This is a genomic window from Legionella massiliensis, assembly GCF_000756815.1.
Taxonomy (GTDB): domain Bacteria; phylum Pseudomonadota; class Gammaproteobacteria; order Legionellales; family Legionellaceae; genus Tatlockia; species Tatlockia massiliensis.
The window spans coordinates 818,694-833,647 of sequence record NZ_CCVW01000002.1; the positions used below are offsets into that span (position 1 = coordinate 818,694).

The window sequence follows — 14,954 nt, forward strand, 5'->3', positions numbered from 1 at the left end:
ACAGTTCTGTTTCTAAATCAATAGCAACTCTTCAGCATCAAGCTCTTCCAAATGGCGGTGGTAAGATAGAATTTTATCCTGCCGGACATCAAATAGAGCGGAGCCCTGCACATAGGCGTAGAAATAGGTTTCATCTGACACAAAGCGATGTGCAGGAACCAAGCAAGTTGACCAATCATTCCAATCAGGGGGCTGGTTATTAGCCTGCCAAAAACAAGGAATTTTTTCTCCTCCTGATAATTGGTCTAATACCTCTTCATTGGCACCGTTATCCAGAGCCAAATCATAATGTAAACGAAGATCTGCTTCTGATCTAACGATAAGAAAGCTGACATTAGCATCATCATCCAATAGTAAAAAACTACCAGAATTATCAGCAAGATAATGTTCTACAATGCGTCTGTCATGGCGCAGCTCTTGGAAAAACTCTGCAAATTTTTTATCGTGCAGACAGCTGGGTGAGGTCACTGATAACATGCGGACGATCATATCTGACATAGCTTGAAAATATTGCATCTGTAAATCGTAAATACTTTTCGTAATCAATTCGGCTACATTCGGGTCGCTCTTCTGGATATAACGATGAATCAAACCTTGGTTAAATGCTTCTATCGCTAATTTTTCATCTGCCTGACCGGTTAAAAGGATCTTTTTGATGTTTGTATTTTCTATACGGCGGCAAAACTCTAAACCATCCATACCAGGCATTGCGTAATCGACAACTACAACAGAGATTTCCTCAAAACGACGTGGATTGTAAATCTCTGCGTGAATGGCAGTTAAATCAAGGTTAACCGTATGGTTTGTCAAAGGGCAGTTTTTAGCCTCAGTATATTCGCTCAGACAGCGTTGGCTTAACATATCTAATTCACAGCGTTTCTTATAGATACAATCAAGCGCATCAAAAGGAGAGTCAAAAACGCGATAAGCCAGACCTTCATCCAACTGTAAAACAAAATTCAGCAGAAAATCGCGACTATCATCGATAAACAGTGCGGTACTTGGAAAATAGCAGGTCGGTATTGAAAAGTATTGCATAGCTCCTCCTGAGCAAGCGTTCCTAATAACTTCAAATCTTCCTAATTATTTGACCCGGACGACTTGTAAGATTTGATCGCTGCTTAAAACTAATTAAAAAATTTACAAACTGCTCATAAAAAATCACGATTGGTTGGTTCTTCCAATTATAATCAGTAAGATCGCGAACCATTACAATACAAGGCCAAATTAATTTCAACTGCTTTTTATTTAAATCGCAGGAAAAGAAAGAATGAACTTTGTATAATGCCCCTCACGAGCCTCACAGCGAATATCCCCACCAAAACGGTTCATTACTAACTTACAAAATGACAAACCAATTCCTGTTCCCATAAAAGTTGTTGTATAAAAATGATTGAAAACCCTGGCAAGCTCTTGGGCAGACATCCCTATAGCCGTGTCTTTAAAATACAACATATTGAATTTATCCGTTTTTTCAGTCCAGATTGTTATCGTCCCTCTCTGAGCTGTCGCAATCACATACAAGGCATTTTTTAATAGATTAAACAAAATATGCTGCATTAATAATTTTGAACCAGTAAATGCAAAATCGCCCTGCCAACTCACCAAGGCTCTTTCCTCTGCCGATTTAAAGGGATATCTTGCCATAGCCTCAGCCAAACAATCGGTCATTGAGCAAGATTCAAGTACGCAATTTTGCAAAGAATTTTCGCGTCCGGCTTTGACCAATAACATATCGATAATCGTTGTAGCATAGTCAATTTCACAAATGATCCGATCGCTCACTTCCTCTAATTGCTGTAAACGTAACTCACGCAGAGTATCGGTCAACAACCCTTGTTCTTTGGCAAGATGATAGGCTTGAAATAATTGTGGAGAATAACGCGCCATTGCCTTTGCCCCACTTTTAATTCCCAGTAAGGGCGTGCGTAACTCATGGGCAATCATTCCAGCAGCAGCCGCCATCCCAGCTAAACGCTGCTGTTGGTACATCGCGGTCTTATAATTAACCGTTGACCCCACAATCACCACGAAAAGCATAACAACGATGACCTCAATATGCTCGACACCAAAATAAATTGTTGGGGAAACAAGATAATAACAAATCAGAGCAAGCCCCCAGCCTAGGATTAATAAGATGGTCAAACTCAGCAAATCCACCAGTAAAACCAGCAAAAATACCGAACAAAGCAAGGACATTGCCGAAATAACACTGGCATCATTCATTAGGAAAGAATAAGCAAAGAAAAAGGAAAGGGTATAAAAAATAGTTAGAAACCAGTACCAGGGCAAATAAGGCTTACATGAGGCAGACCAATAAGGTGTTAACATCAAACCCAAGCCCAATAAACTACCAATAAGCCGCAAAGAAAAGGTTTCATAGGGTTGAGGAAACCATTCGGTCCAAATTAAATAAAATAATGGGAATCCAAGAAAGGCAATTGCCCCTACAGCCTTTAATTGATGAGCCGCGTTAGATAAGCTGCGCTCCATTGAATGATCAAGGTAGTTCACTATTTTTTTAAAGTTCTTCATTGCTTGAAAAATCCCGCTCCCTGCCGAGCTTCAAGGGTTGAATAACTCGCCTCTAAAGTCAAGCAGCTCTTGGGTAGTCAACCGAAATAACTATGCTCATTATTTCTACCCAGAAGACCTTTAATCATCATATTTAATAAATTTTGTGTTAACTTCACAAAAAACAGGCTATTCTGTTTTAGTCCAATACAGGGATATTGCGTTCTAACCTGGTTTTTATGGCGATTTAAGTTGTTTATTAATTAAACTAACAAGGAAAAAAATCGTGAAACCATCTATTATTTCGCATTTTGTTATGTTGGGGGATAGCCTCACGGATAGGGGTACTGCAAACCGTCGAAAAATCCTAAGATATATCACAGAGTTAGAAAGAAAATCACCGAAGGGCCGGTTTACAAATGGCTATACCTGGAGTGATCATATTAGCGCAAGACTAATCTCAGAATTCATTATTCGCGAATTGAAAACCGAAGCAGGTATGAGTCCTAGCGATATTGCTGATGCGATCATCCATAATGAGCCTAGGGTAAAAGAACTTGTTCATGGCAGTTACAGCTTAGGCGATGATCTTTGTGTTAAGTATAAGGGCAGCGATTTTGTTAGAAATTATGATGAAGGAGGGCTAACTTCTCATGACTATAGCTGGGCTCCTAGTACAAGTATTAGTCGTTTTGCCACTCGCCTGATTGTCTCGACCTTAGGTGCCAAACTGGCGCAATTATTAGCCTACGATCAAGAAAATCCCCCATCAAAAATACAAAAAGCACAAACGCTGATTGTTGAATGGTCAGGGGCTAATGATTTAATCACTGTCAATGCCGAGCCATCGATGCTCGAAGTCGATCGGGCAATACGGTCTCGAATTACCCATGCAGAGCAGCTAATAAAGAGTGGTTATCGTAATTTTGTGTTGTTCAACTTACCAGATCTCTCTTTATGCCCTCATTTCCAATCGCTAAGCGCAGCAGAGAGAAGCAATGCCCATCAATGCACAGAATATTTTAATGCAGAACTAGCGAGGGCCTGTCGAGAGCTTAATGAAACCTATCCCCACTGCTCAATTGATGTCTTTGATGTCAATTCTGTTTTTAAAGAAATTTATGACGAGCCAGAAAAATATGGCTTTGATAGGGATAAACGGTCTCGCTCTTTCATTCGTTCGCCTGAGTTTACAATTAGGGCTAATGGTACCTCACCTGCAAATGGGTATATGTTTTGGGATGGAATACATCCTAGTGCAGATATGCATGCTCTGTTAGCCGATAGATTTTATGAGAAATACGCGGCTGATTATAATTTTTCTTCACCGCTGCTTGATAGCGACTGGGACCCGGAAATTCCGCTGAGCACTGAGCAATTGCTCCTGTCTTTTGTAAAAAAATACAGCAAGGTCTTGGAGGAGAGCCAGGGATTTTTTAATCCACATCCAAAACCAGATATCCCTTATAGAACAGCAACTCTGGAAGAGATCTTGCGAAAATCCTTTGACCCCAGAGGAGAGCTATGTCGCAGGGTCATTTCTGAACTACAGTGGATCGATGAACAGGGCAATCTGAAATTGAATATCCCTGTATTAAGGGCTGCGATGGTACAAGCCAGAATGGAGGAGGCATCGAAGGGCGAGGTTATGCATTAAACATCTTGTCCTCTAGAGTTACTATTTTGTCATTCGCGTGAAAGCGGGAAACTATTTCTAGCTAAGCACAGTGTCAATGTAGAGATGGTTTCCCGCCTTCGCGGGAATGACAAATGCTCTTAACTTAATGTCTCTAACTCTCTCCCCAAGGGGAGAGAGGACATCTCGCCTTCGAATTTGAGGTATTACTCCTTACTTACCCTTAACTTTCACTGTAGAGTTTGGAAAGAGGTCTAGTGTATTATGTTGACACATTTTGCTAACTCATCCTGAAAAATGACCTCTCAAGTTTTACGCATAGCAACAAGAAAAAGCCCTTTGGCGTTATGGCAGGCTAATCATGTTGCCGAAAAAATTAAACAGTTTTGGCCCTCAGTTGTTATTGAACTTGTTCCTATGACCACCTCTGGTGATAAATTTCTGAAAGATAAGTTATTAACTGTAGGTGGCAAAGGACTTTTTGTTAAAGAGCTTGAAGAGGCTTTATTAGCCAACCAAGCTGATATTGCCGTCCATTCAATGAAGGATGTGCCCGCATTCTTCCCTGACGGCCTGTCGCTTGCAACAATCTGCGAACGACATAATCCCTTTGATGCCTTTATTGCCAATAACTATCAGACTCTGCAAGAGCTTCCATCAGGCTCGATCGTTGGGACCTCCAGTCTACGCCGCCAATCACAACTCTTGGCTCTGCGCTCCGATATAAAAATCCAATCTTTGCGTGGCAATATCAATACCCGCTTAGGCAAGCTCAGAGCAGGTGAGTTTGATGCGATCATTTTGGCTGTTTCAGGACTGGAACGAATGGAATTACAAGATTCCATTGGTGAAATCTTAACTGAAGAACAGATGTTACCCGCATGTGGACAAGGTGCCTTGGGCATTGAGTGCAGAGCTGATGATACAACCATACTAAAGTTGTTAGCTCCATTGAGCGATCCACTTTCAACGATTTGCGTAGGTACAGAGCGCCAGGTTAATGCCCTTTTGGGTGGAAATTGCCACGTCCCCTTAGCTGTCTACGCCAGAGTTGAAGCAGAAAAGCGGATAATGTTGCGCGCGAAGATACTTACCTTGGACGGCCAGACTGTGATTAGTGATCAACAAGAAGGCCTTCTGGCTGATGCAGAGACCCTGGCGAATAATTGCGCCAAAGCCTTGGAGGCAAAAGGCGCTGCTAAGCTGTTAGCACAAGCCTTATGAATGGGCTCAAGGGCTTAAGAGTACTCAATACCAGACCAGTAGATCAGGCTAAGCAATTAAGCCAAGCTATCGAAGCTGCTGGCGGAGTGGCTATTGAGTGCCCTGCTCTGGTTATTCGTTGCAAAGAAAAGACCTGGTTAAACAACCTACCTAATTTGAATGGGGTTGCTCAGGCTATTTTCATCTCTACCAATGCTGTCGATTGTTGTTTTAAGACCCTAATTGCTGAGCTCTTGCCCTGGCCTGCTTCGATTCAAATTATCGCGGTAGGCGAAGCAACAGCCGCAGCCTTGAGTCGCTATAGCCTAGAAGCCCATTTAATTCCCGCAATCGCTGACAGTGAAAATCTTTTACAACTGGAAGACTTGCAAAATGTTCAGAACAAAACAATCTTGCTCTTTAAGGGCGAGGAGGGACGCGAACTGATCGCTGAAACACTTCAGGCTCGTGGTGCAGATATACATCTTATTGAAGTTTATAAACGGGAAATGCCTAAACCGAATCCACAACAACTTCGCTTCCTGTGGCAGAATGAAGTTGTCGATATTATACTGTTTACAAGTCACCAAGCGATGAGCAATATTTTTTACCTGTTTGGTGAAGAGGCACAGGACTGGCTTTGCCGCACACCTTGCCTGGTAATTAGTGAGCGACTTGCTAAAGAAGCGGCTTTATTAGGCATAAAGAAAGTGATAGTAAGTACACCGAAATCAATATTAACGACACTGCATCAATTCAACCAAGGATTAATAGATGGCCAATAGTAATGAGGCACAGCCCCAATCATCAAGCCAAACCACTGAGACCAAATCCAGACAAGACAAAGTTGCAGTAAAAGGCGCTAACACGGCCAAGAAAAGCGTAGCCGGCTGCGCTTTTAATCCAATTCTGATACTGATTATTGCTGCAGTTGCTTTTTTAGTATCGTTGTATGCACTTTATAGTAATAAACATTCTGAACAACTTAGCAATCAGCAAAGCCAGGCCGCCGATGCTGCAATCGCGCAGTTAAAACAGCAACAAACAGAGGTGGAGTCAGGCTTTAATACAGTAAAAGAGACCCTTAGCCAAGCACAAACAGCGCTACATAATCAAATGCAAGCTCTGGATAAAAATCTACAGACAGCAATGCAGCAACGGCTCTATCAAAAGCAAGATTGGTTATTATTAAAAGCACGTTACTACCTGGAATTAGCGCAAATTAATGCCCATTGGAGCGATGATACGCAAGCAACTATTGCACTTCTGGAGCAAGCTGATGCCTTATTGCTTAATCAATCCAATCAGCATTTATTCACAGTCAGGCAAGCAATTGCGAAGGAAATTTCTCAGCTGCAGTCCCTTCCTAAATCCGATATTCCAGGTCTCCTAAGTCAGCTTGATGCTGCACAAACGGCTATTAGCAATTTACCTATTAAACAGCCACTTAGTGCAACTACGAATAGACCTGCTGAAGATAATAGCAGCAGCTCTCCCTGGAAGGAGAAACTCAAGAGCAGTGTGTCTGTGCTGGAAAAGTTGGTTGTGATCCGCCATAACGATGAAAATATTCGCCCCCTATTATCCCCTTTGCATCAAACCTTACTGCGCGATAGTCTGCGTCTTAATTTGCAAGAAACACAATGGGCTATTTTGCAAAATAATCCTCAGGTCTATCAATTGTCCTTAAATCGGGCTTTACAAGATATTCAAGTAGCCTTTGATACAAACTCTGCTGCGACTCAAGCCCTAATTAAGCAATTACAGACCTTGCAACAAGAAAAATTTGAAAAACAGCAAGTTACCTTGGAAGAATCGCTTTCGCTACTAAATCAGTATATTGAAAGCAAAAACTCACAAATTATGGATAAGGCAGCCGCTCCGGAAGGAGGAAAAACACCATGATACGTCTCTCCATATTATTCATTGTTTTACTTCTTTCTGTCTTTCTTGGTATTCAGATTAGCCGGGATCCAGGTTATCTGCTGATTACTATCAACCATTGGAGCATTGAATCAACGCTATGGATAGCCATTATCGCGTTAATTCTTGCCTTTATTCTTTTGCACAGTCTCTTGTTATTACTAACCAAGCTAGGACGAAGCCCTGCTAAAATTCGCAACTGGCAAGCAAAACGACGTGTACTAAAGGCACAATCAATCACTCAGAAGGGGTTAATCGAATTTAGCGAAGGCTACTGGTCACAAGCTCAGAATCACCTCATTAAGGCCTTACCAGATAGTGATAGTCCTTTACTAAATTACCTCACGGCGGCCAGAGCAGCCCAAGAAATGGGAAATAATCAATTAAGGGATACCTATCTGCGTGAGGCTCAGCAATCAATGCCAGACGCTAAGATCGCTGTTGAATTAACCCAGGCTCAGCTGCAACTTGCCAATAAACAATGGGAACAAGCGCTGGCTACACTTAGGCACTTACAAGATCTGGCCCCAAGACATCCCTACGTTCTGAAATTGCTAATGCATCTTTATGAGGAAGTTAAAGATTGGCCGCAGTTGATTGCCTTACTACCCGAACTCAAAAAAAACCAGGTTGTTACAGGCAAGGATTATGACAAGCTCCAGCAACAAACCTATTTGCAAGCCATGTCAGACTTGGCAAAACAAGCACAGCCTGAGGCATTGAAGAAAATGGTTAGACAGTTACCGAAGAGCCTTAATCATGATCCGGCTTTAATGGCGGAATATTGCCAGTTTTTACTCAGCCGAAATGAGCATGGGCAAGCTGAGTCAGTGATTCGCAATTGCTTGCGGAAGCAATTCGATGAAAAACTAATTGATCTTTATGGTCGAATCAAAGGAGATGAAAACCAGCTCAGCTTCGCAGAATCTTTACTCAAAAAACATCCTCACTCTGCTGAACTTTACCTCTGCTTAGGGCGCTTAAGCCTCCATAATCACTTATGGGGTAAGGCAAAAAGCTATTTTGAAAACAGTATTTCTTTGAAAGCTAGTCCAGAGGCCTATGAAGAATTGGGACGGTTATTTGAGCGCTTAAGTGATCAAACTGAGGCCTGCATCGCTTATCGCCAAGGTTTGGCGCTGATAACGCAGGATAGCTGAGGGGTTGTGCTAGAACCGCCCCTCATCCGCCGCTTCGCGCCACCTTCTCCCCAGAGGGGAGCATGAACGCTTACACTATCAATTACAAAGCTCGTTTTTTGGTGTAATACCACTTTATTAGATCCAAAGAACTACCTTCTTCAACATTCTCAATACCAACTGTTTTATCACCATGTAAACCTAAGAGAACCTCTTTTAATTTCCATACCCCATCCAAACGACCAAAAACCCAATATTCTGTAAAGGGAGTAACATAGCTATCTTGTGAAAGTAGAAAGCTATCCTGCTTAAGAATGCGTTGGGCATGCGCTGTTACCCTGGCTGTGAATTCGTCTTTTGTCTTATCATTAAAATTTTTAACAAGAACAATCTCAATCTTGCGAATGCAAAAATTACGATACTCAATTGTCTTCCCTAAGGCCCTCCATCCATCTACTGTTTCCCTAAATTGAGCAGCCACTTCAGGAAAGAGTTGCTCATCTACCTGGGCATCTAGGGCTCCAGCCTCTAAGGCAAGGTGCACGGAACTAAATACTTTGGAGACTCGATTTTCCATCCCTCGCTTATCCCAAAGTTTGTCAGCTTGCACAAGAAAATTTAGCATGCGCTCAACCTTATTAGCCTTTATCTCAACATCTTGTTTTAACCCAGGACCAGCAACACCTAAGTTATCTACTTTATCTTGATATATTTTCTCAATTTGCAGCTCAGTAAATTGCTCAACAAAATTTTCCTCTTTTAAGTAGTCTGACTCGCGTGTCTGCTCGATTTCACGCAAGAGCCATCCCAGATCTTGATCATATTGAAAGGTCCAAAATTCTTGAAATGTTTCTGCACTCTGATCTCCACGAAGAAACTCGTGATTACGATCATCAACATAATAATCCCGAACAGTTGCGGTTATCAAAGCAGTAAACTCTCGCTGTTCTTTCTTCTCGGTATAACGAAGATTAACCAGATCAATATTATTAATTATTAAAGAATCAAGAATATTAATTTCATGATTACGCGTCATAGCAGAAATTTGCAGGCAATGTTGCATATAAAGATCAGGCATTAATAAGGTTTCCATTGGTGTATATTCCCTTGCCTGCCAACACTTCTGAAGTTCTCGAAAAATAATTCGAACTCGCTTTATTAAGGTCTCAGGAGCGACGGTTTTATCTTGCCGCGCCAAAAACTTTAAAAGCTCATCAGTTTTACTCGCTTTTCGCCTTATAACATTACGGGAGAAGTTATAATCCAAATTTTCAAACCTTTTATACTCTGCACCATGCTGAGTAAACCAGCCAAGGGCAAAAACTAAAAAGATAGCGAACAATAGCCCCCCGAGCCCCTCCTCACTTCCTCCACCGCCACCATAGCCGCCCCCTCCCTTATTGTGCACGAGAAATCCATCTGCAATAAAAGTATGAGGAGTCTGCACACGTAGGTTAAAAACGAGAGACTCTGCTTCGGTGTGCAAAGACAAAATAGTTGCCGGCTTAAACCCTTTTGCTGTTTTAAATAGAATTTGGTCATGTACGACTAAACGGCCAGCTTCAGTAAAATAATTAGCCCCTTGCGCTAGAGGATGTTCTTTCGTCGTATGTAGCGTTCCTAAATCGGTTTCTACCGTTAAAATAGGGGACTGTGTCGTGTAAATGGATTCAATTTTAGTGCTAACTTCCAAACCATTTCGATTAATAGCTCTAACCTGTTCACCTGGCGAAAGAAGCTCTATTGCTTTTGGACCTGTTGCTGTTTGAATTTGTGTGCCAGCAGGGAAGCATCCTCCCCCTTTATTATGAACAGCAATACCCGCCGCAAAATAAGTATGAGGCACATCTGTTTGTAGATTATAAACCGTCGTTGCCTTAGAGACCTGATGGATCTCTCGAATCCTCTGAGCTTGCAAGCTATCACCAACTAAAACATAAATAAGCTCCCCGGGCTTTAAAGCCTCTAGTGTTTTGAAGCGACCATTACCAACAAAAAATGGATGCTCAGCAGTGACATTTAAGGTTATTTTATCTGTGCTCAAAACATAGTAGTCAGTCGCCTGATGTTTTATAACGCCTCGCACTTCGGTTGTTACTATCCGCCCATCAATCTCATAAGCACGAACAAGATCTCCTGGACGAATCTGGCTTATTGGGATTGTTGTTCCATTAGCCTGCAAAATAGGCGTGTTAGGTAGGAAACAACCTTTATTATGAACCAGAATTCCATTAGCAAAATAGGTAGCACCATGATCGACTAATAAATTAAAAGCCGGCTTATGTGCTTTGATACGTTTGATAGTCAGTATCGGTAGTTCTTGCCATTGCCCCTTCTGCCAGATAATCAGTTTATCGCCTGGTTGCAAGCTTGCTGCACGTTTAAAAATCCCCATGGCAAGAGCAAAAAGGTGTTCATCAGTGACATGAAGTGTTTCAGCGGGTAATTGAAATTCAAGATAGGATTCTGGTTTAATCTGCGTGGTAGAGACAATCTGAGCTTGTTTATATTTTCCCTGTGAACTTCCCCATACCCAGTCACCGTCCTTGAGCTGTTCTATAGGTATCGGGCCTCTGGGAGTTGAAACCAAGGTGCCTTGCTCAAAACAGCCTCCGCCTCCTCGTGCCCATAAATTTAAAGAGCAGGCTGTAGCTATACTGAAAACCAGGAAATACCTAAAGAGCCGTCCCATAGTTGCTTATTCTCAGCCATGTAAACCCGCTATAATTCCCCCCAGAACTGAGGCGGCAACCACGACACTAACACCTATAATCGCGGCAGAAATGATACGCCCGAAATATTCGGCTACAGCTAAATTACCACGTAGAATTTCTTTCTCTTCATTCATATGTGGCGACCACTGATTGATAATACGCGGCAAAATACTCGCCGCCACAGCGATAATAAAGGTACCAACAATTGCCCCAATAAACATAAAGGCTACTGACCAACCAATATTTATAATTACTTGTGACATCATAGTATTTCCTTATTTTTTGCTGTTCTTGGGAACTCTAAAGCGTTGGCTTGCAGCTATCCTCGCAGAAAGCAGGATTACGCTCAACCTGAATAGTCGCGTGGTGAATATTGTGTTTTTCCTTTAATAAATTAACTAAGGCATGACGAGCTTGGTCACTGATAGGGTCTTCAGGCATGTAAAGATGTACTGAAAGAGCATTTTCTTGAGTACTAATTGCCCAGATATGTAAATCATGTATCTCTTGAACCCCGGAGACTGCCAATAAAGACTGACTGACCTCCGTCCAAGAAATCTCTCGGGGAACCCCATCAATAATTAAGCGGAAACTATCTGCAAATAAAGACCAAGTGCCTTTAATAATTAAAATAGCAATCAATAAACCAACAACGGGATCAATCCATAGCCAATGAGTCCAATAAATTAATGCAGCAGAAATCACTACGCCTAAGGAAATCACAGCATCGTATAATAAATGCAAAAAGGCTGCGCGGATATTTAGATCATCCGAGCCTCGCATAAATAACACTGCTGTAGCCCCGTTGACAAGAATACCGATGCTAGCAACGATCATCACTGAAACAGCCTGTACTTCGGTAGGAGTAAATAATTTATACATTGCCTCAGTTGCAATGATGCCGCAGGTAAAAACCAGCAAGACACCATTAGCCAAGGCAGCCAAGATTGATGTTTTCTTCATCCCATAGGTTGTTTGGGTTGTAGGAATACGTTTCAATAATCCATTGGCAATCCAGGCGAGGATCAAACTTAAAACATCACCCAAATTATGAATAGCATCTGCCAATAAAGACGTTGAATTGGCAATATAAGCAAAAATAACCTGGCAGATTACGAATAATCCATTAGCGATGATCGCTATCAAAAAGGCTCGATTAAACTCGACTGGCCCATGATGATGACCGTGTGAGTGATCATGATTATGTCCATGATCATGATTGTGCTCATGATCATGTGCGTGCTCTCCTTCATCAACTTCATGAAAAATCATAGCGATGGCTCTCCATTAATCCCCTTCGTTCTCAGAGGTATTTGGTTCTTGCTCGTTTCCGTAATAATTCAGGCCAATCTTAATACGTTCCCGCTCATTCTGCTTACGCCAAGCATTCGTATCACGCAAAGAATAAACGCAACCACAGTATTCCTGCTTATAAAAACTTTCGCGTTTGGCGATTTCATACATCCTTGCAGCCCCACCATTTTTACGCCAATTATAGGTCCAATATTCGAGCTCAGGATAACGGCCAGCGGCGCGAACACCGGCATCATTAATTTGGTTCATATCCTTCCAGCGAGAAATACCAAGCGAACTTGAAATCACTGGAAAGCCATGCTCATGGGCATAAAGAGCCGTGCGCTCAAAACGCATGTCAAAACAGGCTGTGCAACGTTTGCCACGCTCTGGTTCCCATTCCAAGCCCTTTATTCTGGCAAACCAATTATCTTTATCATAATCAGCATCAATAAAGGGAATATCATGTTTTTTGGCGAAAGCGATATTCTCTTCTTTTCTAATTTCATACTCTTGTATGGGATGAATATTGGGATTATAGAAAAAAATCGAAAAATCAATTTTGGAAAATAGCAGAGCCTCCATCACCTCACCTGAGCAAGGCGCACAGCAGGAATGCAGGAGTAATTTGTCAGCCCCGTTGGGCAATTCTAATTGTTCACGTTCAACCATGATCACTATCCGGTAAATTAATAAAGTATTGGCGATAATAAACAAGTTCTGCAATTGAATCTTTGATGTCATCCAATGCCAAATGCTTTGATTCTTTGGTAAAACCATTTAACAGCTTGGGCTGCCAACGCTTTACCAACTCTTTCAATGTGCTGACATCAAGATTTCGATAATGAAAATAAGCCGCCAAATCAGGCATATATTTATACAAAAATCGTCTATCCTGGCAAATGCTGTTACCACACATTGGGGATTTGCCTTTATCGATATAATTTTTGAGAAAATCAATAGTCATCTTCTCTGCCTGGGCTTCTGTTGTATTAGATTCCCTAATCCGTTTCACTAAGCCAGATTGATTGTGTTGGCGAGTATTCCACTCATCCATACCAGCAATTAAGGCCTCGTCTTGATGAATGGCCAAAACAGGCCCTTCTGCCAGAATATTTAATTGTCCATCTGTAACAATTGTCGCGATTTCGATAATCCGGTCTTTTTCTGGCTCAAGACCTGTCATTTCCAAATCAATCCAAATTAAATTATTGTTGCTTTTCATGTTCAGTCCAAGATTTTAAAATTAATTCTACACAGGCTACCCGTCGTTGATGTAGCCCTTCTTTAATCGCTTCTCCCTGAAACCCTTGTTCTACTAACTGTCGCGGAGATACCTTTGCACACTCAGTTAATAAGTAGAGCCACTTAGGGGCTTGCTTATAATCAATTCGTCTACAGCGCCCCTGCGCATCCGCTTCACAGGCCAAGAGCAACTTGTCAAACATGGCAGGACGGCGGAATGCGTCTGTCTGTTCGAGCAAGGTCACAATTGTCGTTGCACGTAATTCCATAAGGCGATGTATTTTTAAATGATAGCGCGATACCATCATCGCAAATTTACGGTAATCAGCAGGAATTCGCAAACGCTGGCATAAGGCCTCAATAATTGCTACCCCTCGTTCTTCATGGCCGTGGTGCTTTGGCCACTCGTTCATGGGCGTTGCTGCTTTACCCAAATCATGCACAAGGGCTGCAAAGCGAACCATAGGATCGTCTGATAATTCAACAGCAACCTGTAAAACCATTAATGTATGTATTCCACTGTCTATCTCTGGATGATAGACCGGGGGATTAGGTACACCGAACAAGGCATGAATCTCAGGTAAAATAATTTTTAATGCACCGCAAGCCCTCAACGTATGAATGAAACATTCAGGATTTTTTTCTCCTAAACTACGCAGCCATTCCTGCCATACTCGTTCAGCAACCAAATGAGATAATTCGCCTCGGGTGACCATGTTGTACATTAGAGCCAGAGTTTCATCAGCAACCTTAAATCCCAAATGATGATAGCGCGCAGCAAAACGCGCCACACGCAAAACTCTTACCGGATCTTCTATAAAAGCAGGAGATACATGTCGGAGAGTTTTAGCTTGTAAATCTGAATAACCATTATAAGGATCGATGAGATTACCCTCATCATCTTTTGCCATTGCATTAATTGTTAAATCGCGGCGCAATAAATCTTCTTCTAAGCTTACACTCTGATTGAAATCACAATCAAAACCATAATAACCAGGAGCTGATTTGCGTTCGGTTCTAGCCAATGCATATTCTTCACGGGTCGAAGGATGGAGGAAAACAGGAAAATCACGGCCAACCTGCTGATAGCCTTGCTGCCTTAATTGCTCAGGAGTCGCGCCTACAACAACCCAATCACGCTCTTTTACTGGATAGCCTAATAATTGGTCGCGAACAGCTCCTCCTACTAAATAAATTTTCATTATGCCCTGTACAGAAAAATTACCGTTAAATTTAAAATCATTTTAGCTCTATCTGGTTTATAATGAAGACAATTATAGACTATCT

At 41.9% G+C, this 14,954-nt stretch carries 13 protein-coding genes; 5 read left to right on the forward strand and 8 right to left on the reverse strand.

Annotated features, from left to right (window positions below; all coding sequences use genetic code 11):
* Positions 1-12 precede the first annotated feature (12 nt).
* Together BN1094_RS10715 and BN1094_RS10720 are read right to left on the reverse strand one after the other, a co-directional pair.
* Positions 13-1,038 (reverse strand): response regulator, encoded by a 1,026-nt coding sequence (locus BN1094_RS10715; RefSeq protein WP_043874382.1) that lies wholly within the window; start codon positions 1,036-1,038, stop codon positions 13-15.
* A gap of 210 nt (positions 1,039-1,248) precedes the next feature.
* Positions 1,249-2,535, reverse strand: a complete 1,287-nt coding sequence (locus BN1094_RS10720) for a sensor histidine kinase (RefSeq protein WP_043874383.1) — start codon at positions 2,533-2,535, stop codon at positions 1,249-1,251.
* A gap of 265 nt (positions 2,536-2,800) precedes the next feature.
* Here BN1094_RS10720 and BN1094_RS10725 point away from each other — a divergent pair, with 265 nt between their 5' ends.
* From BN1094_RS10725 to BN1094_RS10745, 5 genes are all read left to right on the forward strand, one after another.
* Positions 2,801-4,171, forward strand: coding sequence for an SGNH/GDSL hydrolase family protein (locus BN1094_RS10725; protein ID WP_052403247.1), 1,371 nt, complete (start codon positions 2,801-2,803; stop codon positions 4,169-4,171).
* A gap of 276 nt (positions 4,172-4,447) precedes the next feature.
* The gene (gene hemC, locus BN1094_RS10730; RefSeq protein ID WP_043874384.1) at positions 4,448-5,374 is read left to right on the forward strand and encodes a hydroxymethylbilane synthase; all 927 of its coding nucleotides are present in this window, start codon (positions 4,448-4,450) and stop codon (positions 5,372-5,374) included.
* Positions 5,371-6,138 carry a uroporphyrinogen-III synthase gene (locus tag BN1094_RS10735; protein ID WP_043874385.1) on the forward strand — a complete coding sequence of 256 codons (768 nt, stop codon included), beginning with the start codon at positions 5,371-5,373 and terminating at the stop codon, positions 6,136-6,138. Before hemC ends, BN1094_RS10735 begins: the two co-directional genes overlap by 4 nt.
* Positions 6,128-7,258, forward strand: coding sequence for a uroporphyrinogen-III C-methyltransferase (locus BN1094_RS10740; RefSeq protein ID WP_043874386.1), 1,131 nt, complete (start codon positions 6,128-6,130; stop codon positions 7,256-7,258). Before BN1094_RS10735 ends, BN1094_RS10740 begins: the two co-directional genes overlap by 11 nt.
* Positions 7,255-8,436: a heme biosynthesis protein HemY gene (locus BN1094_RS10745; RefSeq protein WP_043874387.1), complete on the forward strand. Its 1,182-nt coding sequence runs from the start codon at positions 7,255-7,257 to the stop codon at positions 8,434-8,436. The genes BN1094_RS10740 and BN1094_RS10745 overlap by 4 nt, the downstream gene beginning before the upstream one ends.
* 82 nt (positions 8,437-8,518) lie before the next feature.
* Here BN1094_RS10745 and BN1094_RS10750 read toward each other — a convergent pair whose 3' ends face one another.
* From BN1094_RS10750 to BN1094_RS10775, 6 genes are read right to left on the reverse strand one after another with little or no spacing between them, the layout of a single operon-like run.
* Positions 8,519-11,107, reverse strand: coding sequence for a polymorphic toxin-type HINT domain-containing protein (locus BN1094_RS10750; RefSeq protein ID WP_043874388.1), 2,589 nt, complete (start codon positions 11,105-11,107; stop codon positions 8,519-8,521).
* Positions 11,108-11,119: 12 nt separating this feature from the next.
* The gene (locus tag BN1094_RS10755) at positions 11,120-11,395 is read right to left on the reverse strand and encodes a hypothetical protein (RefSeq protein WP_043874389.1); all 276 of its coding nucleotides are present in this window, start codon (positions 11,393-11,395) and stop codon (positions 11,120-11,122) included.
* Between the two features lie 34 nt (positions 11,396-11,429).
* Positions 11,430-12,401, reverse strand: coding sequence for a cation diffusion facilitator family transporter (locus BN1094_RS10760; protein ID WP_043874390.1), 972 nt, complete (start codon positions 12,399-12,401; stop codon positions 11,430-11,432).
* Between the two features lie 15 nt (positions 12,402-12,416).
* Positions 12,417-13,094, reverse strand: a complete 678-nt coding sequence (locus BN1094_RS10765; protein WP_043874391.1) for an epoxyqueuosine reductase QueH — start codon at positions 13,092-13,094, stop codon at positions 12,417-12,419.
* Positions 13,087-13,647, reverse strand: coding sequence for an oligoribonuclease (gene orn / locus BN1094_RS10770; RefSeq protein WP_043874392.1), 561 nt, complete (start codon positions 13,645-13,647; stop codon positions 13,087-13,089). The genes BN1094_RS10765 and orn overlap by 8 nt, the downstream gene beginning before the upstream one ends.
* Positions 13,631-14,869: a multifunctional CCA addition/repair protein gene (locus BN1094_RS10775; protein ID WP_043874393.1), complete on the reverse strand. Its 1,239-nt coding sequence runs from the start codon at positions 14,867-14,869 to the stop codon at positions 13,631-13,633. Before BN1094_RS10775 ends, orn begins: the two co-directional genes overlap by 17 nt.
* Between the last annotated feature and the right edge of the window lie 85 nt (positions 14,870-14,954).